This is a genomic window from Nonomuraea glycinis, from assembly GCF_014646515.1.
GTDB classification, from domain to species: domain Bacteria; phylum Actinomycetota; class Actinomycetes; order Streptosporangiales; family Streptosporangiaceae; genus Nonomuraea; species Nonomuraea glycinis.
In genome coordinates this window covers 238,792-256,785 of record NZ_BMNK01000005.1, presented here as the reverse complement: position 1 = coordinate 256,785, position 17,994 = coordinate 238,792, and the positions used below count along the sequence as shown (strand labels likewise).

Genomic DNA, 17,994 nt, shown 5'->3' with positions numbered 1-17,994 from the left:
GACATTCGCCGCATCTCACACCCTGTCCGCCGCGACGGCCGCCCGGCATGACGGTCGATCGGCCGTCAGTCGCATCCCCACCCGGTCGCGTTCACTGGACGGGTGTCGCGCGGACGCGACACCCGTTGTCGCGACAAAGGGGACTTCATGACCTTCATCGTGGTCACGATCCTGGCCAGCTGCCTGTCCGCGATGGCGGTGCACGGCCGACGCCGGAACTGGCCGCCCGGCCTGCCGACCACGCGGCCGCGCCTGGTGGCGATGGGCGGCACGTACGAGGGCTCGCACGGCCACCCTTCCGACGCGTACGTCATCCAGGAGCGGCTGATCGCGGCGGCCGACGGCGTCGGCGGCGCGGAGCTCTGCCAGAGCGCCGCGGCCCTGGCCCTGGGGGCCGTGGTCGCCGCCCGGCCGCAGCACCCGGGCAGCCGGGAGGAGGACATGACCGAATGCGCCCAGGTGGCGCACCACGCCGTCCGCACCGCCTCGATGAGCACGCCGACCATGTCCGGCCTGTCCAGCACCCTGGATCTGATCATCCTCGACCCGGGTGAGCGCCCGTGCGTGCGCTACGCGCACGTCGGCGGCGGCGCCATCTGGCACTGTGCGAAGTCCGCGGCGCCCCGGCTGCTCACCACGTCGCACGGCGAGGACTCGCGCGCGTGCGGGATCGGCCAGGCGTCCGGCCCCAGGCCCCAGGTCGGCACCGTGCCGCTGCGCCCGGGTGACCGCCTCGTCATCGTCACCGACGGCGTGCTCCAGGCCCTCGGCGTCGCGCGGCTGACGGCGCTGATCGCCGAGGGGGCCTCCCCCGCCGTCTGCCTGGACAGGGTGTACGACGAGATGGCGGCCGTCGAGCCGAAGGACGACGCCACGGTGATCATCGCGGACTTCGTCACCGTCTGAGCACGTCGAGCCGCTGGTACAGGCCGTACACGAAACGGGCGCGGTAGGTGGTGTCCTGGTGGGTGAAGTCGACCGCCCAGTGGTGCGGGGCCTGGCCCTCGCCGTGCGCGGCGCCGGGGAAACTCGCCTGGACGTCGGCGACGACGCACCGCCAGGGGGTCAGCTCCTCGAAGGTCAGGGTCACCGGGCCGCCGGGGCGGACGAGCCACTGGTTCCACACCTGGCCGCCGGGGCCGAGCAGGACCTCGTACGCCAACTCCGGCCAGGACGGCAGCGCCCAGCGAAGCACCTCGCAGGTCAGGCTCCCGAACGGCTGCGGCCCCCGGTGGGACGGCGGGCCGAGGGCGGCGCGCAGCGGGGCCGGCCCCTTGCGGACGTGCAGGATCCTCGTCCACTGGGTGTGCGCGGCGCGCAACTCGGCCCGGGAGGCGCCGATGGCCTCGATCGCGGCCTCCACCCTTTCGGCGTTGAGGTCGCGCATCCGATGCATCAAGGCCAGCTCGAACTGGCGCACCCCGAATCCCATCCCCCCAGCCTGCCAGTCAGCCCGCCCGCCTGTGCCGGTCCGGCCGGTGCCGGCTCATCGGTGTCAGTGATGGTAGGCGTGGATGACGGCGTGACCCTTGCCCCGGCCGATGATCCACTTGTTGACCGGGGTGGTGACCACGAAGGCCACCGCGAAGGAGACGGCCAGCGCCCCCCAGAACAGCGCCGAGGTCAGCCCGGCCGTCATCGCGCCCGGGATGACCAGCATCACGCCGTTGTCCACGATCTCCATCACGATGATCGACACCGTGTCGGCGGCCAGGGCCAGCTTGACCGCCGAGCCCCAGCCGACTCCGGCCCGGCGCAGCGGGATCAGCGTGAGCAGATAGCCGAACAGGAAGGCCAGGACGATGGCCAGGGCGATCGAGGGCGCGACGGACCAGCCCAGGGCCGTCGCGATCACCAGGCCGAGGACCTCGCCGATGGCGCACCCGGTGAGGCAGTGCAGGGTCGCCGAGGACGCCATCCCCCAGGTCGCCTTGGCGGGCGGGTGGTGCTGGGCATGGTCGCCATGGTGCTCGGACATAGCGCACTCCTCTCGTACCAGGCCCTCAACTTATACCCATAGGGGGTATGAGACAACGGGCGGCCGCTAGGAGGCCGCCCGGTCCGGGCGGGCGCGAGCCAGGCGCGCGCGGAGGTGGTCGGTGACCGAGACGCCGCCGGTGAGGCACCACAGGGCGATCACCGGGTCGCAGATCGCGCAGCCGAAGGAGGAGTCCGCCGCGAAGGGGATGAGCGGGCTGCCGTTCAGGTGGTGCAGGATGTCCCAGCCGGTGTGCAGCAGCCAGCCGATCCCGATGAACGTCCACGACCGCAGGCCGCGGTAGGCGCAGTAGGTGACGGCGGCCGTGAGAGCGAACTCCCAGGGACCGAAACCGCCGCCGCTGCTGAGGTAGGCCGCGCCGGCTCCGGCCAGCATGATCGCGTTGAAGGGGCGCCGATGCGGTTCACGGATGAGGGACATCAGGAACACGTAGGCGAGGCCGACCAGAATCGGTGCGATGACGGTCATCGTTCGTCCTTGAGGAGTCGTACGGAAAGCGGCCTTTCCGGAGGCTAGCCAGCGCGGCCCCGCACTCCTAGTGGCAGTGATGACAACTTCCCCCGGGATCGCGCCAACGGCTCCGAACAGGCAGAAGACCTCGCTCGTACGACCACAGCGGGGCGGCGCGAACCCGGTGGCGCGGTAGGTTTCCGCCATGCACACCGTCGCCGTCCTGGCGCTGGACCAGGTGACCCCGTTCGACCTGGCCACCCCCATCGAGGTCTTCAGCCGCACCCGCCTGCCCGACGGCCGCCCCGGCTACCAGGTTCGCGTCTGCGCCGATACGCCGGAGGTCGACGCCGGGACGTTCACCCTGCGCGCGCACTGGAACCTCGACGGCCTCAGGGACGCCGACACGATCATCGTGCCGGGGACGGCCACCCCCGAGTCCCCCCTGCCGCCCGCCGTCGGCGACGCGCTCAGGGCGGCGGCCGCGCACGGCACCCGGATCGCCTCGATCTGCACGGGCACGTTCGCCCTGGCCGCCACCGGGCTGCTCGCCGGCCGGCGAGCCACCACCCACTGGATCGCCGCCGCCCGGCTCGCCGCCGCCTATCCCGACCTCGACGTCGACCCCGACGTGCTGTACGTGGACGACGGGCAGTTCCTCACCTCCGCCGGCGCCGCGGCCGGGCTGGACCTGTGCCTGCACCTGATCCGCCGCGACTACGGCTCGGCCGTCGCCGCCGACGCGGCCCGCCTGTCGGTCATGCCGCTGGAGCGCGAGGGCGGCCAGGCCCAGTTCATCGTCCAGCGGCACCCGCCCACTCCCCGGGGCGCCGCGCTCGAACCGTTGCTCACCTGGATGCGGGACAACCTGTCGCGTGCCCTCACCCTGGCCGATCTCGCCGCGTACGCGGGCACCAGCACCCGCACCCTCATCCGGCACTTCCGGGAGCAGACCGGGACGACGCCGCTGCGCTGGCTGCACCTGGCCCGCGTCCGGCAGGCCCAGCACCTGCTGGAGACCACCCGGCACTCGGTGGAGCGCATCGGCGCCCAGGTGGGCTTCGGCTCGCTCACCACCTTCCGCGACCACTTCAAACGCACCACCGGCGTCAGCCCGCACACCTACCGCCGCACCTTCCGCGCCTCCGGCGACTGAGAACGCCCACAGGCGCCGCTTCGCCGCACTCGGCGCCGGGGCGTCCCCGACGGGCCGGGCTCTCCGACCTTGAACGCCTCCAGCAGGCGGTCCATCTCAGACGTTGAACGCCTCCAGCAGGCGGTCCATCTCAGACCTTGAACGCCTCCAGCAGGCGGTCCGCCTCCGCCGCGAGGCCGGGCAGGGCGGCCACCGGGTCGGCGGCACGGGCCAGGAGCATCCCGCCTTCGCACAGGGCGCCGAAGACGAGCTGGGCGCGGGCCGGCAGGTCTCCCTCCGCGAACAACCCTTCCGCCTGTGCCAGCCGCATGCCGTCGAGCAGGACGCGCAGCGCGTGACCGTACTCGATCTCCCGGACCGTCTCCCAGCCCAGCACGGACGGCCCGTCCAGGATCACGATCTGCCGGAAGCCGGGATCCAGGCAGTGCTCCAGGAAGGTCCGGATGCCACGGCGCAGGGCGGCCCAGCCGTCGCTCTGCTCGAACGCGACCCGTTCCAGGGTGGCGGCGGTCTCCTCCTGCTCCCGGACGAACGCCGCCCGGAACAGCGCCGTCTTGCCGCCGAAGTGGTGGTAGACGGCTCCCTTGGTCACGCCGGCCGCCGCGGCGACCGCGTCGATCGAGGTGGCGGCGTAGCCGTGGGCGCCGAACAGCCGCTGCGCGGTGGTGATCAGCAGGGCCGTGGTCGCGTCGGAGCGCTCGGCCTGGGTACGGCGGGTCATCGATCCCCCATTGACTTACATACTCGCGGTATGTAACTTCGAAGGGAAGTTACATACCGTCAGTATGAAACCTTGAGGTGAGCCGTGTCATCACCACCCATCGCCGTCTACGGAGCCACCGGCCACACCGGGCGCCTGGTCGCCGCCGAGCTGCGCGCCCGTGGCCGGGAGGTCGTCCTGGCCGGTCGTGACGGCGAAGCGCTCAAGGCGCTGGCCGACGAGCTCGGTGGCCTCCCGGTCCACCAGGCCGCCCTGGACGACCCGGAGGCGCTGCGGGCGCTGGCGGCACGGGCGGCCGTGCTGGTCCACTGCGCCGGCCCCTTCACCGAGACGGGCCGGCCCGTCGCCCGAGCCGCCGCCGAGGCCGGCTGCCACTACGTCGACCACGGCCTGGAGCAGCACCACACCGCCTGGATGTTCGACGCCATGCGAGAGCCGGCCGAGCGCGCGGGCATCGCCATGATCACCGCGATGAGCTTCTACGGCGGGCTGGGCGACCTGCTCGCCTCCGCCGTGGCCGGCGGCCTGACCGGCGTCGACCGGCTGGTGGTCGCCTACGCGGTGACCGGGTGGCGGCTGACCACCGGCGCCAGGAAGACCGCGGAGCTGCTGTTCGCCGACACCCGCCGGATCTCCTACACCGGGGGCGCCTTCCAGGTCGGATACGTCGAGCCGCGCAACGTCGTCTTCCCCTTCCCGCCGCCCCTCGGCCCGCGCACCATGATCGCCCCCATCCCCTCCTCCGACGTGGTGACCATCCCCCGGCACGTGGCCGTCCGCGAGGTGGAGGCCCAGCTCACCGCGCATACCTTCGAGGAGGAGCAGGCGTTCACCAGCGAGCACGTCGACGCCGCCACCCGGGCCGGGTCCGAGTTCACCGTCGCCGTCCAGGCGATCACCGCGGACGGGGGCCGCGCCGGGCAGGCCAGTGGGCGCGACCTCTGGCGGGCCAGCGCCGTCGCCTCCGTGGCGGCCGCCGTCCGGCTGGCCGACGACCGGGGGCCCGAAGGAGGCGGCGTCTTCAGCCCGGCCGAGGCCTTCCCCGCCGAGCCGTACCTGCGCGAGCTTGAACAGCTCGGGCTCTTCACCCTCAGACTCCCGCGAGGGACGGCGCGATGATCCTGGTCACGGGCGCGGCCGGCGGACCGCAGGGCTCGACCGGCCGCTCGGTCGCGGGCGCGGCCGGCGGGGCTCAAGGCTCGACCGGCCGCGCGGTCGCGGGCCACCTGCTGGAGCGCGGCGAGGCCGTACGGGCCTTCGTGCGCACCGACGACCACCGGGCCGACGAGCTGCGCGGGCTCGGGGCCGAGGTGGTCGTGGGCGACCTGCGCGAGATCTCCTCCGTACGACCGGCCGTGCGCGGGGTGAGCCGGGCCTTCTTCACCTATCCGGTGACGGCCGGCCTGCTGGACGCCACGGGGGCCTTCGCGGCGGCGGCGCGGGAGGAAGGGCTGACGCGCGTGGTCGAGGTGTCCCAGCTGGACGCCTCCCCCGACGCGCTCACCCCGCGGATGCGCCGGCACTGGGTGGCCGAGCAGGTTTTCGACCGGGCCGGGGTGGGCGCGGTGCACCTGCGGGCAGCGGTGTTCTTCGAGAACCTGGCCGTCGTGGCGGCCGCCGCGGGAGACCGCCGTGAGCTGGCCCTGCCGCTGGGCTCCGGGGACACGCTGATCCCGCTCGTCGCGGCGGGCGACGTCGCGAGGGTGGCGGCCGGGCTGCTGCTGGACCCCGGGCCTGCCGACCCGGTGTGCCTGGTGACCGGGCAGATGGCGAGCGTCGGCGAGGCGGCCGACGCCATGGGGGTGAAATACGTCGATCTGCCACCGGCTGAGTGGGAGGCGCGGGCGATGGAGATTTACCGCGACCCGTACACCGTGGAGCACCTGACCCACCTGTGGGCGATCTTCCGCCTCATCGGCACCGGCCACCACCCGCTCTACGGGGTCACCAAAAGCATCGAACGCCTCGGCGGCCGGGCCCCGATGACACTGCGGGAGTTCTTCGGGACCGCGCCGAGCCGGTGACCCTGCCGGAGCCGGCCAGGACCGCGCCGGGCCGGGCCGGTGACTCAGGCGGTGGAGCTCTCCTGGGCGCCGCCGGGGTGCTCGGCCGGTTGGGGGCCGGCTGTGCCGAGTTCGACGCAGCACGCGCCCGGTCTCGGCGCCAGGGTGGCGTCGAGGGTGGTGGCGCCCAGGCCGTCGAGGACTCCGGCCAGGAAGGCCTGGTTGATCGCGCAGACCAGGCCGGGGTCCCTGGCCGCCATCGGATGGAACGGGCAGTTCTGCAGCCGCATCAGGGTCGAGGTGGCGCGCTCGGGCTCGAAGCCGTGCCGTTCGAGCAGGTGCCCGGCGCAGGTCAGGGCCCGCTCCGCGCCGAGCCGTCCGGGCTTGAGCTGGTCACGCTCGGCCCGGCCGAGGTCGCGGCCACGCTCGGCGGCCACCCGCAGCGCGGCGTCCCGGGCGCTCTCCGCCGGACTCTGCGCGCGTACGGCCCGCAGCAGGATGTCGGCGAGCAGGCCGTGCTCGCGCGGCGGGATGCTGACCTGGACATGGAGATCGGTGGGTTCGTACACCTTGGGGGCGCGTCCCACCCGGCGCAGCCCGGCCGGCTGGGCATAACCCGCTGACAGCAGGCCCACGTCGACGAGCTTGTCGAGGTGGAAGGCGGCGAGCTTGCGGGAGATGCCGACGCACTGCGCCGCCTCGTCCCGCGTCACCGGCCGGCCCGAGCGCCGGATGAAGTCGTACATGCGGCGGCGCAGGTCGTCGCTGAGCGCCGCGACGGCTTCGATGGGAGAGACGTCATCCTGGGCCATACCATCGAGGTTAACACCCACTGTCATGGGCCGAACGGTCTTTCATGCCTTGACCATTGACGGGCTCCTCTGGTTTAACTAAAACTTGTTAGCGGAATAAGGTGCCGTCGACGACCTTCGGCGGGATGTGAGGAAGCATGGGGTCCATGGAGATCTGGATCAACCCGGACTGCTCGAAATGCCGCTCCGCCCTGTCGATTCTCGACGCCGAGGCCGCCGCCTACACCGTGCGCCGCTACTTGGACGACCCGCCGGCCGCGAGCGAGATCCGCGAGGTGCTGGCCCGGCTCGGCCTCGAACCGTGGGACATCACCCGGACCGGCGAGCCCAGAGCCGCCGAACTCGGCATCGGCACCTGGCCGCGCGACGACCGCGACCGCTGGATCGAGGCACTGGCGGCCAACCCGGTGCTGATCCAGCGGCCCATCATCACAGCCGACGACGGGAGCGCGGTGGTCGGCCGCAGCGAGCAGGCCGTGCGGTCCGCGCTCTCCTGAAGCCGACGACCCCGCGACGGACGCAGGTCCGTCAGCCACACAGATTCAGGTCCGTTTTCGTTCCCTCCGAGGATGCTCCGGCCCTTCAGGTCGGGGGAGGAATCGGACTCCTGCGGAGCGGAGCAGAGGTGGCCGGATCGCCGCCAGGGTGATCCGGCGTCCACCATCTCGCGGGTGTGGGACACCGCAAAGATCGATAGGGCTCAAAACTGTCGGTCCTGCCAGGTAGGTTCGGCTGCATGACGGAAGTGGCTACGCAGGATGCCGGGCACGCTCGGTATACCTTCCGGGTGCGTCTGTCGTCCACGGCGCGGTGTCTGCTTGAGGCTGAGTGGGATCGGTGCCGGTGGGTCTGGAATGAGTCGGTCGCCAAGTCCAAGCAGGTGTACCGGCACAACAAGGCGACCGGGGAGAAGCGCACGTGTGGTCCGGCGCAGCTGGACAAGATGCTGACCGAGGCCCGCAGGCGCACGCCGTGGCTCGCGGAAGGCTCCAGCGTTGCGCAGCAGCAGGTGATACGTGACTTCGGGAAGTCCCGCGCCAAGGCCCTGAAGGACATCAAGGATCGGTTGCCGATGCGGCAGCGGGCCGGGATGCCGCGCTGGAAGAAGAAGCGCGAGGCTGCGGCGAGTCTGAACTACACCAAGCGCGGGTTTCGCCTCAAGGACGGCCGTCTGCATCTGGCGGGCGGGATCGTGGTGCGCCCGGTGTGGTCGCGGGAACTGCCCGCCGCTCCTTCCTCGGTGCGGGTGTACCGCGATGCGGTGGGGCACTGGTGAGCGTCCTTCGTCGTCGTGGTGCAGGTCGAGCCCTTGCCCGAGACCGGCCGGGCGATAGGTATCGACTGGGGCGTGAAAGAGACGGCCACGACCACCAGCGATGCCCACGATCTTCCCCATGCCGGGCACGGGCGCACGGCCGCGCAGCGGCTGGCCCGCTATCAGCGGATGATGGCTCGCCGCAAGCCCGCGAAGGGGCAGGCGGGATCGAAGGGCTACCGCGAGGCGAAGCGGCAGGCCGCGAAGCTGCACCGGAAGGTGGCGGCCCAGCGGCAGGACACCGGACGGAAGTGGGCCAAGGCCGTTGCCCGCGACCACGACCGGATCGCGGTGGAGGACTTCCGGCCGAAGTTCCTGGCCAAGTCGAGCATGGCGCGCAAGGCCGCGGACGCGGCCATCTCGGCGACCAAGCGCGCCCTGATCGAGATGGGCCGCAAGCACGGGCGGGAGGTCCGTCTCGTGCATCCCGCGCACACCACCATGGACTGCGCGCGGTGCGGAGCGAGAACCAAGCACGCACTGCCTCTCTCAGAACGAACCTATGCCTGCACCGCGTGCGGCGCTGTCTCCCCCAGGGACAAGAACAGCGCCCGCGTGATGCTGGTCCGGGCAGGTTGGAACCCGGCAGGTGTCGAGGGCGTAAGACCTCCGGGAGCGCCGCTCCCGGAGGCCGCCTGAGCCTGGAATCCCCACGCACGCCCGAAGGTGCCGCGAAAGCGGCGTCCGGCCGCAAGGCCGGGCGGGAATCCCCCGCCTTCAGTTCAGACGGGGGAGCCTTCAAGGATTCAGGTCCGTCAGCTTCACCGAGTAGACCACCCGTTCCTCCTCGCCTTCGGTGAGGCCCCACAGCTCGCCGGTCCCGTACCACAGCGACAGGTCCTCCGGCCGGTAGCCCCACTTGGTGTGAGACCTGATCGTCCAGGTGGACGCCGCCCCGCTGACCTCGACGGTGGCGAAGCGCCGTCGAGGGTCGGGGCCGGGGTGGGCGCCCGCCGACATGTTGAGGAAGATACGGTCACCGTCGGCATGCACCCCCTGAACATCGCTGATGGCGTCGGCCTTGTTCGCCGGGGTCGTGGACACGAACGCCTGCACCGGGGTGCTGTTGAGCCGATAGTCGCCGTCCGTGCCCGGCTGGAAACGGTAGCGGATCAGCCGGGTGCCGCTCAGCGAGGCGGCCGAGCCGCTGGAGCTCTTGTAGGAGCCGCCGATGAGGGTGGCGCCGCCCGTGCTGTGGCGGTCCAGGGACACGTAGTCGAGCAGGAAGGGGGTGAGATAGTGGCGCACTTCCGGCATGACGTAGCGGTAGTCGCCGCCCGTGCCGTCCCTCTTGCGGTAGATCTTGCGGGTGTCGAACACCCTGATGGTGTGCGCGGTCGAGCTGGGTCCCGCATAGCCGTTCCAGTTGGAGCTGGACGTCATGAAGACGTACGGGCCGTACCACGCCAGGCCGCCGCCGTGGCCGTAGACGCGCCGCATGCTGCCGGTCTTGTCCACCCAGACGGGCAGGACCTTCCGATAGCGGCGGTCGTCGAGGTTCACCACTGACAGGTTGACCGAGTTGGTGCGGTAGTCCGGGTCGTCGGGGTCGGGCGAGTTCAGCCAGGTCCAGCTGGTGATCAGTGCCCTGTGATCGCTGCCGATGGGCGTGCCGTCGAGCTGGGCCTCACCGGAGGTGGCCATGCCCTGCGGCACCCAGGGCGAGTGCGGGATGTCCTGCTTGTCGCCCTGTGCCGAGCTGTCCCAGCAGAACCAGGAGCTGACCGGCAGCGACGGCAGATAGCGGGCACGCCCGGCGCAGGCGGCGCTGTCGTTGGCCGGCAGCGCAGTGCGGTCGCTTCCCGTGAGCGCGCCGTCGATGCCCACCTGCTCGAACTCCGCCGCGGGCGGCACGGTGTACGGATCGCTGCCCGTGCGCAGGTTGAGGCCGGACAGCGACAGCGCCTGGAGCGGAGCGGCCACAGTCGCGGACGACAGGCCCGGTTGGGCTGTGGCGATCACCGTCCCCAGTCCCACGCTCCCGGCCAGCACGATCGCGATCCATCGCTTCGCCACAGTGTTCCTCTCGCCTGAGGGGCAGGCCCGTGCACCGCTGGCGAGCTTAGGAGGACCCCGACTCTTTAACAAGATCAGTTGACTGGTCTTCACCGCTCCGGCACGACGACGCGGCACGGCGGGAGCAGTGGATCGCTCCCGCCGTACCGCGAGCTCCGTACCGCGAGCTCCGCCCTGTCGGTTCTCGACGCCGCCGTGCTCCCCTGAGACCGGTTATCCGGTCAGCGTCCCTTAAGCCGGCTGTCCGGTCAGGGTCGCGAGTCTTGCGATGGCGGAGCGCTCGGCTTCGTAGATGGCGTTCACCCGATTGCCGAGGTCGGTCAGGAGCGCGGTCGCGTCGCCGCCGGGGAAGGACTCGTCCGCGGCGGCGCGTACCTCCCACAGCGTGGCGGCGGTCTGCGCCGACTGCTCGACGCCCGCGCTGCCCTCCTCCATGACGCTCTGTTTGATCGCCGCCGTCAGGTCGCGGATCCGGGCGAACTCCGGGACGTCCGCGGGCAGCGCCACCTCGGCCAGGTCGTGCCAGAGCGCGTGGACCTGCCGGAACTCCCCGGCCACCGCCGCCAGGCCCGGCTCGGCCAGCAGGACGGCGGCCTCGTCCAGCCCGTCGGCGAACAGGTCACGCTGGTTGCCCCCTTCCATGCCCACCGGCTCGGCGCCCTCCCAGATGGACAGCAGGGCGCCGGCCAGGCTCCGCCCGTCGGAGAAGACGTTGGGCCACCCCTTGGCGTGGCGGGTGTCGGTGAGCATCCGGGCCCACTTGCGCCACGCGGGCAAGGAGAACGACTCCGACGCCGACGACAGGTGCTCCGCGCAGTCGCGCAGCCCCTCCCGCGCGGCGCTCGCGAGCGCCGCCTCCCCCAGCACGGCCTCCCCCAGCACATGCGTCACGTTCTTGTACGACCCGACCCGCGCCCGCGCCGCGTCGAGCCGGTCCTGCGGGACGCGGATCGTCGCGTGTCCACGGTCGTCGAGGTAGACCCCGCCCTCGTCGCGCCGGTAGGCCACCACGGGATGGCCGCCGTGCCCGTCCAGGGTGGCGGGCAGCCCCCAGTAGCCGAGGTGGTGGCGATCCGGCAGGATCACGCACGGCCGCCCCGCGTCCAGCTCCCCGGCGAGCTTGGCGCTCGCGGCCCGGACGCCGCCCGTGGTGTGCTGCTCGAACGGCACGCCGAGGCGGGTGAGGGTCTTGTCCATGGAGCGGTGGTGATACTGCCACTGGTTGCGGAACCCCATGACCACGTGCCGGCTCTGATCGTGCTTGAACTCCCAGAGGATGTAGCCGGCGCCGATGCCGCCGCCCGCCAGGAACACCAGCGGCTCGCTGACGTCCGTGCCCTGGTTGACGAGGATGGCGGTGATGGCGGCGCTGGCGGGACAGCGGCCCCCGGTGAAACGCCATCCGGCGTCCGACCGCGCCTCGGCCGGGCCGGCGATGTGGTGACGGGCCGTGGTGTAGCTTTCGCCCGTCTTGGCCATCCGCTCACGGATGCGGGCCTTGAGCTGCTTCTTGCTGGTCATGCGACTCTCCTCGCGGCCATCGCCCAGGGCCCGGCCCACGCCCGCGGTCCTCGGCGGCCACGTGAGATCGCCGACGTGCGGAACTCCTGCGCTCGAGGCTCGTACGTCCCCTTTGCCTCCGCGTGCGGCGGGTCGCGTGGGGACCCGCTCTGGAGGTTAGGCGGGAGAACAACCGCCAGGAAACGGATGATAGTACACAGCAGCGGCGGCTGCCCTGGAGCAACCGCCGCTGGTGACGTCTGTGTCTAGTAGATGCGGTACTTCTTGCCGCAGTTGTCGAACTTGCCGGCCCAGCAGGTGTAGGTGTAGACCTTGTCGATCCCGTGGCCGCTCCAGGCGCCGGTCTTCTTGCCGTCCCAGGCGTGGTTGAACTTGCGCCAGTGGCCGTCCTGGTAGACCTCGAACCACACCCAGCCCTTCTTGCCACCGAACTTGTCCACCCCGTACCACTTCGTGAACACCTTGCCGTAGCTCTCCCAGGTCTTGCCGTAGGTGTACGCCTTGTGGTCGCTGGAGAAGAACTTGCCCCACTTGACGACGGTGGCGGTGGAGGCGGTCGTGGTGGTGGCGGTCTGCGTGGCGGCCTGAGCCGCCGGCGCCACGGCGAGACCGGTGACGGCCATCGAACCGGCCAGAGCCGCGATCGCGAGGGTCTTACGCATTTCGGGTTCCTCCCCCAGTAGGTGCTGCCGGTTTGTCCGACACCACGGAGATTACGAGCGTTCGACCTGGCGATCTGCGCACTAGTCCACACACCGGACGTGCGCTACTCCACACAGCGAGAAAGCGTTTCCCCGATACCGGCGGTGGCACAGTTCTTGCCATGGATGACTCCAGGGGTGACGGCGGCGATCGGGACTCAGACGGTCGGGAGCAGGACGGTCGGGAGCAGGACGGTCGGGAGCAGGACGTATGGGATCTGGTGGTCGTGGGGGGTGGGCCGGCGGGGGCGGCGGCGGCGCTCGGCGCGGTGCGGATGCGGCCCGGCCTGCGCGTGCTGCTGCTGGACAAGGCGGACTTCCCGCGTGACAAGGCCTGCGGCGACGGCATCGCCGCGCACGGGCGTGACGAGCTGGCCAAGCTGGGCATCCCCGATCTGATCGACGACTACCGGCCCACGCCCCGCCTGTCGGTCGTCTCCCCCAGCGGCGTCCGGGTCTCGGCCGACGTCGCGCGGCCCAACCACGTGGTGCCCCGGATGGTGTTCGACGCCCGGCTGGTGGAGGCCGCGCGGGCCGCCGGTGTGCGGGTGCGCCGTCACCGCGTCAGGACGCTCGACCTGGGCGGGCCGGTGGTCGTCATCGACGGCCGGTACCGGGCCCGCGCCGTGGTCGCCGCCGACGGCGCCAACTCCGCCGTACGACGGCTGATCGGACTGCCGGCCACCGCCTCCCGGCACACCGCCATCGCCGTCCGGGGCTACGCCGACGTGCCGGCGGACGACGACGTCCAGTTGATCGCCATGCAGAAGGCCGGCTGGCCGGCTTACGCGTGGTCGTTCCCGATCGGCGACGGCACCGCCAACGTCGGCTTCGGGATGCTGCTGCCCCGGCTGCACGCCACCGGCGCCCCCGGACGGCAGGTGCTGCACGGCAGGCTCGCCGAGCTGCTGCCCGACCGGCCCGCCCGCGATCTGCGCGCCCACCACCTGCCGCTGTCCACCGGCCGGCCGAGCCCTGGGGCGGGGCGGGTGATGCTCGCGGGGGACGCGGCGAGCTTGATCAACCCGCTGACCGGCGAGGGCATCTACTACGCGCTGCTGTCGGGGCGGCTCGCCGGGGAGTCCGCCGTCGAAGCGCCGGGCGACCCCCTCCCGCTCTACCGGCGCAAGCTCCGGCAGGCGCTCGGCCGGCACCTGCGCACCACCGACGTGCTCGCCCGGCTGGCGCAGTCGACCGGCTTCATCGACGCCGCGATCGGCACCGCCGTACACCGCAAGGAGGTTTTCGACCTGCTGGTGGAGGTGGGCCTGGGCTCCGGTACGGTGCCGCCGCCGCTGGCCCTCGCGGTGGGCGCGCGCTGGCTGCGCGACACCCTGGGCGGCAAAGGACGGTCAGCTTCTCGGCCGTGAACGACCGAGCTTGCAGCTTCTCGCCGTCGATGGCTTCGACGGTCCGGTCCGCGTCAGGCAGCGTGACTGACTGCCCAGCCCGTCTCACCGCGTGAGGCGATGTTGCGGGCTGCGTTGACGTCGGCGTGCTCAGCGAAACCGCACGACGTACACGAGAAGGTGGCCTGGTCAGGCCGGTTGCGCTTGTCCACGTTCCCGCAGTGCGAGCACTGCTGTGAGGTGTAGGCCGCATCCACGGCGATCACCGCCACGCCTGCCCGGACCGCCTTGTAGGCGATGAAGGCTCCGAGCTGGTGGAAGCTCCAGGAGTGCAGCGTGACCCGCTGGGGCTTGCGAAGCCGTACCCGTTCGCGAATGCCCTGGAGGTCTTCCAGAGCGATCCCGCGCCCGGTGCGTGCTGCCTCGGTCACGATGCTTTTGGCGATCACATGGTTGACGTTCGCGGCGAACCGCGCCTCCTTGCGGCGGCGGCGCTTCAGCAGCCGCTTGGCCGATCTGGTCTGCTTGGCCTGCAGACGGCGGCGGAGTTCGCGGTTGCGGTGGCGGACCGCGTTCAGGGCCTTGCCGCAATGACGGACCCCATCGGAGGTGGTAGCGATGTTGGCGATACCGAGATCCACCCCGACGAAACCGTCCGGCACCGCGATCGGGGCATCGGCGACCTCGACCGTGGCGTGCAGGAACCACATCCCGTCCCGGCACACCAGATCCGACTCACCCCGGCGGTGGGCGGCCAGCAGCGCCAGTTGCCGCGCCGAGCCGGTGAAGGCCACCCCTTTCAACCGCCTGGCGGTCGTCCAGATCGACACCGTCCGCGCGTCATGCTGCCAGGACAGGCACCGGTCGTCGAACGGCTGGGCAGCCAGCGGCCGGAAGGAGATCGGTTTGGTCTCGGCTTTGATCCGGCGCGGCGATCCGGGCTTGCCCAGGTTCCCGGCGGCCAGGTTGGCGTGCAGGGTGCGGTAGGCGTCGCACACTTTCTTGATGACGTGCTGGGCGGCCTGGGCGGCCAGGCCGAAGTCGGCCTTGATCCGGTCGTAGGTGTGCTTGCGCAGATCGAAGGTGCGGAAACAGCGTTGCTGGAACGCCAGTGCCGCGACCAGGTTCGCCGCTCGGTTGGCGGCGTGCAGGGTGGCTTCCAGCGCCGCCGCCTGCTCGGGCGTCGGCAGGAGCTTCACCTGCACCACCAGTTTCACAATCGAACACGCTAGCGTGTGGCATGGGCCGCCGCATAGGAAATCGGACTCTGAGTATCCGGCGCGGGACGCAGCGTGGTTGACAGTCCGCATGCCCCTGTGGTCTGTCAAGCCCAGGTACCGGCGCGAGGTGTTAACCGATGACATCCTGAGCCGTTGCGAACACACCATGATCGCAGCATGTGACAGCTTCGGTGCCACGCTGGTGGAGTTCAACGGCGAGCACGATCTTGTCCACCCGCATGTCCACCTGCTGGTGCACTATCCGCCCAAGGTCGCGCTCTCGACTCTGGTCAACTCCCTCAAGGGCGTCTCGGCCCGGATGCCGCGCAAGGAGTTTCCGGCCCACATCCGCAGGTATCTGTGGGGCGGCCATTGCCGGTCCCCCTCGCAGGTCTCCGCTTCCCGCGGCAGAGCACCCTCGTCAATCACCGAGGAGTACGTCGAGAACCAGAGGCAGCCGGGCTGAGCTCCACACGGAGACCGACTGTCAGGGCACCGCTCGGGCCTGGAGGCCCTCCCGCGCTGTCGTTTCCTCCCGGGCGTGAACGCCCGGGGTTCCACGCCAGATCACGCTGAAAGCCGCCTCATCGGTGAACGAGGGACTGTACGCGGGCTGCGTCGTCGGTGAACGAGAGGCCCGTACGCGAGCCGGGTCATCAGTAAAACGAGAGGCCCGTACGCGAGCCGGGTCAGGCGGTGAGTGAGGCGCCGTTGGCCAGGAGGAGGGTGACGTCCACGCCCGCCACGGCGATGGCCGTACCGAAGGGAAGGCGTGAAGACCCGCCCGCGAGCAGGCCCGTGGCCGTGAGGGCGCAGGCGGCGGCCAGCGCGGTCCAGCCCGCCCACCCCGGCGGCGCGTGGCCGAAGACGAGCAGGCAGGTCGCGGCCAGCAGGGGCACGGGGATCAGCGCGCGTACGGTGGCCGCGCCGAGCCGCTGCGGCAGCCCGCGCACGCCGGTGGCCAGATCCCCCTCGATGTCGGGCAGCACGTTGGCCAGATGCGCGCCGACGCCCAGGAGCGCCGCGGCCAGGACCGCCCACCACGCGGGCCACGGCGCGCCCGGCAGCCCCAGCGTCACGAAGGGAGGCAGGCTGCCGAACCCGATCGCGTACGGCGCCCACGACAGCACGGTGCCCTTCAGCCCGAAGTCGTACGCCCAGGCCGCCAGCACCCCCGCGAGGTGGACGGCGCCCGCCCGCGGGCCGGAGGCGAGGGACAGCGGCACGCAGCACGCCAGCGCGACCACCGCGGCGATCCAGACGGCGCGCGCGCTCACCGTGCCGTCCACGATCGGCTTGCCGGCGCGGCCCGCCGTGGCGTCGCGGCGGGCGTCGACGGCGTCGTTGCACCAGCCGATCGACAACTGGCCGGCCAGGACGGCGGCGGCCACCAGGACGCAGCCGGCGGCGTCCCGCCCGGCGACCACGGCCAGCGCGGTGACCAGGGCGGTGACGGCCACGGTCGGGCCGGGGTGGCAGGCTCGCGCCAGCCCGCCCAGGGTGCGGGCCAACGTGGCGGGCGGCCGTCCGGTGTCGGTCACAGGCTCGATCGTAGGCGGGACGGGGGTTCGCGAGAATTACTCGCCCTGCCGCCGTGGCTTAACCGACCTTGCCGGTGGGAAGCGTGCGGGGAGTGAGAGTTATCGGCTAACTGCACCGGGAGCCTCCATGACCCACATCGCCGCAGTCCGCTGCGCGTTCCCTCCTCATAGATACGCGCAGTCCGAGCTCACCGACATGGCTGCGCGCGTGTGCCTACCGGAGAACGCCGACCGGCGGCTGCTGGACCGCCTGCATGGCAGCGCCCGCGTGGACTTCCGCAACCTCGCCCTGCCGATCGAGGAGTACGAGAAGCTGACCGGCTTCGGCGCGGCCAACGACGCCTTCGTCTCCACCGCGGTCGAGCTGGGCCGCGAGAGTGTCAGTGCCGCGCTGAAGGCCGCCAGGCTGACGCCCGGGGACGTCGACCTGATCATGTTCACCTCGGTGACGGGCATCGCCGCGCCGTCGATCGACGCCCGGCTGGTCGCGGAGCTGGGCCTGCGGCCGGACGTCAAACGGCTGCCGATCTTCGGCCTGGGCTGTGTGGCGGGCGCGGCGGGGATCGCCAGGATGCACGACTATCTACAGGGCTGGCCCGATCATGTGGCGGTGCTGCTGTCGGTGGAGCTGTGCTCGCTGACCGTGCAGCGCGGCGACTCCTCACCGGCCGGTCTGGTCGCCAGCGCGCTGTTCGGCGACGGCTCCGCGGCCGTGGTGTTCGCCGGCGACGACCGCGGCCCGGCGGGCCCGGCGGGCCCGGCGGTGGTGGCCACCCGCAGCCATCTCTATCCCGGCTCCGAACACGTCATGGGCTGGCAGGTCGGGGACGGCGGATTCCGGGTGCTGCTGGATGCGAGCGTCCCCGCGGTCGTGCGACAGTATCTCGCTCAGGACGTGCACGACTTCCTGACCGACCACGGCGTGACGAAGGAGGAGATATCGGCGTGGGTGTGCCATCCCGGCGGCCCGAAGGTCCTCGAAGCCGTGTCGGAGGTGCTCGACCTGCCGGCGGGAGCGTTGGACGTGACCTGGCGCTCGCTCGCCGCCCACGGCAACCTGTCCTCGTCGTCCGTCCTGCACGTGCTGAGCGAGACGCTGGCCACGCGCAGGCCCGAGCCCAGCACCTGGGGGCTGCTCATCGCGATGGGCCCCGGTTTCTGCTCCGAACTCGTCCTCCTGCGCTGGTGAC

The 17,994-nt window shown here is 71.5% G+C and carries 19 protein-coding genes and 1 pseudogene; 10 read left to right on the top strand and 10 right to left on the bottom strand.

The window, feature by feature from the left end; all coding sequences use genetic code 11:
* Window positions 1-147 precede the first annotated feature (147 nt).
* On the top strand, window positions 148-906 hold the full coding sequence (locus IEY87_RS17105) for a SpoIIE family protein phosphatase (protein WP_189139650.1): 759 nt from the start codon (window positions 148-150) through the stop codon (window positions 904-906).
* Here IEY87_RS17105 and IEY87_RS17100 read toward each other — a convergent pair.
* The 3 genes from IEY87_RS17100 to IEY87_RS17090 all read right to left on the bottom strand — a co-directional run bounded on the left by IEY87_RS17100 (window position 896) and on the right by IEY87_RS17090 (window position 2,467).
* Complete coding sequence (locus IEY87_RS17100) at window positions 896-1,432, bottom strand: hypothetical protein (protein WP_189139649.1); 537 nt, start codon at window positions 1,430-1,432, stop codon at window positions 896-898. The genes IEY87_RS17105 and IEY87_RS17100 overlap by 11 nt on opposite strands.
* A gap of 63 nt (window positions 1,433-1,495) precedes the next feature.
* Window positions 1,496-1,978, bottom strand: a complete 483-nt coding sequence (locus IEY87_RS17095) for a DUF4396 domain-containing protein (RefSeq protein WP_189139648.1) — start codon at window positions 1,976-1,978, stop codon at window positions 1,496-1,498.
* Window positions 1,979-2,044: 66 nt separating this feature from the next.
* On the bottom strand, window positions 2,045-2,467 hold the full coding sequence (locus tag IEY87_RS17090; protein ID WP_189139647.1) for a DUF6010 family protein: 423 nt from the start codon (window positions 2,465-2,467) through the stop codon (window positions 2,045-2,047).
* A gap of 187 nt (window positions 2,468-2,654) precedes the next feature.
* On the opposite strand from IEY87_RS17090, the gene IEY87_RS17085 reads away from it, so the two are divergent.
* On the top strand, window positions 2,655-3,605 hold the full coding sequence (locus IEY87_RS17085; protein WP_189139646.1) for a GlxA family transcriptional regulator: 951 nt from the start codon (window positions 2,655-2,657) through the stop codon (window positions 3,603-3,605).
* Window positions 3,606-3,735: 130 nt separating this feature from the next.
* Here the strand turns inward: IEY87_RS17085 and IEY87_RS17080 are convergent, their stop codons facing one another.
* A complete protein-coding gene (locus tag IEY87_RS17080) occupies window positions 3,736-4,326 on the bottom strand; it encodes a TetR/AcrR family transcriptional regulator (RefSeq protein ID WP_189139645.1) in 591 nt (196 codons plus the stop codon).
* Between the two features lie 84 nt (window positions 4,327-4,410).
* On the opposite strand from IEY87_RS17080, the gene IEY87_RS17075 reads away from it, so the two are divergent.
* On the top strand, window positions 4,411-5,445 hold the full coding sequence (locus IEY87_RS17075; RefSeq protein ID WP_225277047.1) for a saccharopine dehydrogenase NADP-binding domain-containing protein: 1,035 nt from the start codon (window positions 4,411-4,413) through the stop codon (window positions 5,443-5,445).
* Window positions 5,442-6,350, top strand: a complete 909-nt coding sequence (locus IEY87_RS17070; RefSeq protein ID WP_189139644.1) for an NAD(P)H-binding protein — start codon at window positions 5,442-5,444, stop codon at window positions 6,348-6,350. Before IEY87_RS17075 ends, IEY87_RS17070 begins: the two co-directional genes overlap by 4 nt.
* Before the next feature lie 44 nt (window positions 6,351-6,394).
* Here the strand turns inward: IEY87_RS17070 and IEY87_RS17065 are convergent, their stop codons facing one another.
* Window positions 6,395-7,141, bottom strand: coding sequence for a helix-turn-helix transcriptional regulator (locus IEY87_RS17065; RefSeq protein ID WP_189139643.1), 747 nt, complete (start codon window positions 7,139-7,141; stop codon window positions 6,395-6,397).
* A 146-nt stretch (window positions 7,142-7,287) separates the two neighbouring features.
* Between IEY87_RS17065 and IEY87_RS17060 the strand changes: the two genes are divergently transcribed.
* The 3 genes from IEY87_RS17060 (at window position 7,288) to IEY87_RS45780 (ending at window position 9,095) form a co-directional block, all read left to right on the top strand.
* Window positions 7,288-7,638, top strand: coding sequence for an arsenate reductase family protein (locus tag IEY87_RS17060; protein ID WP_189139642.1), 351 nt, complete (start codon window positions 7,288-7,290; stop codon window positions 7,636-7,638).
* A 239-nt stretch (window positions 7,639-7,877) separates the two neighbouring features.
* Window positions 7,878-8,417, top strand: coding sequence for a hypothetical protein (locus IEY87_RS45785; RefSeq protein WP_225277048.1), 540 nt, complete (start codon window positions 7,878-7,880; stop codon window positions 8,415-8,417).
* A gap of 15 nt (window positions 8,418-8,432) precedes the next feature.
* Complete coding sequence (locus IEY87_RS45780) at window positions 8,433-9,095, top strand: RNA-guided endonuclease InsQ/TnpB family protein (RefSeq protein WP_308426446.1); 663 nt, start codon at window positions 8,433-8,435, stop codon at window positions 9,093-9,095.
* A 99-nt stretch (window positions 9,096-9,194) separates the two neighbouring features.
* Here the strand turns inward: IEY87_RS45780 and IEY87_RS17050 are convergent, their stop codons facing one another.
* The 3 genes from IEY87_RS17050 to IEY87_RS17040 all read right to left on the bottom strand — a co-directional run bounded on the left by IEY87_RS17050 (window position 9,195) and on the right by IEY87_RS17040 (window position 12,655).
* Window positions 9,195-10,472 carry a hypothetical protein gene (locus IEY87_RS17050; RefSeq protein WP_189139641.1) on the bottom strand — a complete coding sequence of 426 codons (1,278 nt, stop codon included), beginning with the start codon at window positions 10,470-10,472 and terminating at the stop codon, window positions 9,195-9,197.
* A 231-nt stretch (window positions 10,473-10,703) separates the two neighbouring features.
* Window positions 10,704-11,993: a BtrH N-terminal domain-containing protein gene (locus IEY87_RS17045; protein WP_225277050.1), complete on the bottom strand. Its 1,290-nt coding sequence runs from the start codon at window positions 11,991-11,993 to the stop codon at window positions 10,704-10,706.
* A 245-nt stretch (window positions 11,994-12,238) separates the two neighbouring features.
* Window positions 12,239-12,655, bottom strand: a complete 417-nt coding sequence (locus IEY87_RS17040) for a hypothetical protein (protein WP_189139640.1) — start codon at window positions 12,653-12,655, stop codon at window positions 12,239-12,241.
* A gap of 161 nt (window positions 12,656-12,816) precedes the next feature.
* On the opposite strand from IEY87_RS17040, the gene IEY87_RS17035 reads away from it, so the two are divergent.
* A complete protein-coding gene (locus tag IEY87_RS17035) occupies window positions 12,817-14,064 on the top strand; it encodes an NAD(P)/FAD-dependent oxidoreductase (RefSeq protein ID WP_189139639.1) in 1,248 nt (415 codons plus the stop codon).
* Between the two features lie 53 nt (window positions 14,065-14,117).
* On the opposite strand, the gene IEY87_RS17030 is transcribed toward IEY87_RS17035, so the two are convergent.
* Window positions 14,118-15,260: an RNA-guided endonuclease InsQ/TnpB family protein gene (locus IEY87_RS17030; RefSeq protein ID WP_189139638.1), complete on the bottom strand. Its 1,143-nt coding sequence runs from the start codon at window positions 15,258-15,260 to the stop codon at window positions 14,118-14,120.
* A 75-nt stretch (window positions 15,261-15,335) separates the two neighbouring features.
* Between IEY87_RS17030 and tnpA the strand changes: the two are divergent.
* Window positions 15,336-15,729, top strand: a pseudogene (tnpA, locus tag IEY87_RS17025) (IS200/IS605 family transposase).
* Window positions 15,730-15,952: 223 nt separating this feature from the next.
* On the opposite strand, the gene IEY87_RS17020 reads toward tnpA, so the two are convergent.
* Window positions 15,953-16,804 carry a UbiA family prenyltransferase gene (locus IEY87_RS17020; protein WP_225277051.1) on the bottom strand — a complete coding sequence of 284 codons (852 nt, stop codon included), beginning with the start codon at window positions 16,802-16,804 and terminating at the stop codon, window positions 15,953-15,955.
* 127 nt (window positions 16,805-16,931) lie between these two features.
* Between IEY87_RS17020 and IEY87_RS17015 the strand changes: the two genes are divergently transcribed.
* Complete coding sequence (locus tag IEY87_RS17015) at window positions 16,932-17,993, top strand: type III polyketide synthase (protein WP_189139636.1); 1,062 nt, start codon at window positions 16,932-16,934, stop codon at window positions 17,991-17,993.
* Window position 17,994: the final 1 nt, after the last annotated feature.

Bases quoted from the DNA above. Each gene is read 5' to 3' on its own strand.
- IEY87_RS17015 (WP_189139636.1), top strand. From the start codon at position 16,932: ATGACCCACATCGCCGCAGTCCGCTGCGCGTTCCCTCCTCATAGATAC.
- IEY87_RS17095 (WP_189139648.1), bottom strand. From the start codon at position 1,978: ATGTCCGAGCACCATGGCGACCATGCCCAGCACCACCCGCCCGCCAAG.
- IEY87_RS17105 (WP_189139650.1), top strand. From the start codon at position 148: ATGACCTTCATCGTGGTCACGATCCTGGCCAGCTGCCTGTCCGCGATG.
- IEY87_RS17070 (WP_189139644.1), top strand. From the start codon at position 5,442: ATGATCCTGGTCACGGGCGCGGCCGGCGGACCGCAGGGCTCGACCGGC.
- IEY87_RS17035 (WP_189139639.1), top strand. From the start codon at position 12,817: ATGGATGACTCCAGGGGTGACGGCGGCGATCGGGACTCAGACGGTCGG.
- IEY87_RS17040 (WP_189139640.1), bottom strand. From the start codon at position 12,655: ATGCGTAAGACCCTCGCGATCGCGGCTCTGGCCGGTTCGATGGCCGTC.
- IEY87_RS17080 (WP_189139645.1), bottom strand. From the start codon at position 4,326: ATGACCCGCCGTACCCAGGCCGAGCGCTCCGACGCGACCACGGCCCTG.
- IEY87_RS17090 (WP_189139647.1), bottom strand. From the start codon at position 2,467: ATGACCGTCATCGCACCGATTCTGGTCGGCCTCGCCTACGTGTTCCTG.
- IEY87_RS45785 (WP_225277048.1), top strand. From the start codon at position 7,878: ATGACGGAAGTGGCTACGCAGGATGCCGGGCACGCTCGGTATACCTTC.
- IEY87_RS17100 (WP_189139649.1), bottom strand. From the start codon at position 1,432: ATGGGATTCGGGGTGCGCCAGTTCGAGCTGGCCTTGATGCATCGGATG.
- IEY87_RS17045 (WP_225277050.1), bottom strand. From the start codon at position 11,993: ATGACCAGCAAGAAGCAGCTCAAGGCCCGCATCCGTGAGCGGATGGCC.
- IEY87_RS17065 (WP_189139643.1), bottom strand. From the start codon at position 7,141: ATGGCCCAGGATGACGTCTCTCCCATCGAAGCCGTCGCGGCGCTCAGC.
- IEY87_RS17060 (WP_189139642.1), top strand. From the start codon at position 7,288: ATGGAGATCTGGATCAACCCGGACTGCTCGAAATGCCGCTCCGCCCTG.
- IEY87_RS17085 (WP_189139646.1), top strand. From the start codon at position 2,655: ATGCACACCGTCGCCGTCCTGGCGCTGGACCAGGTGACCCCGTTCGAC.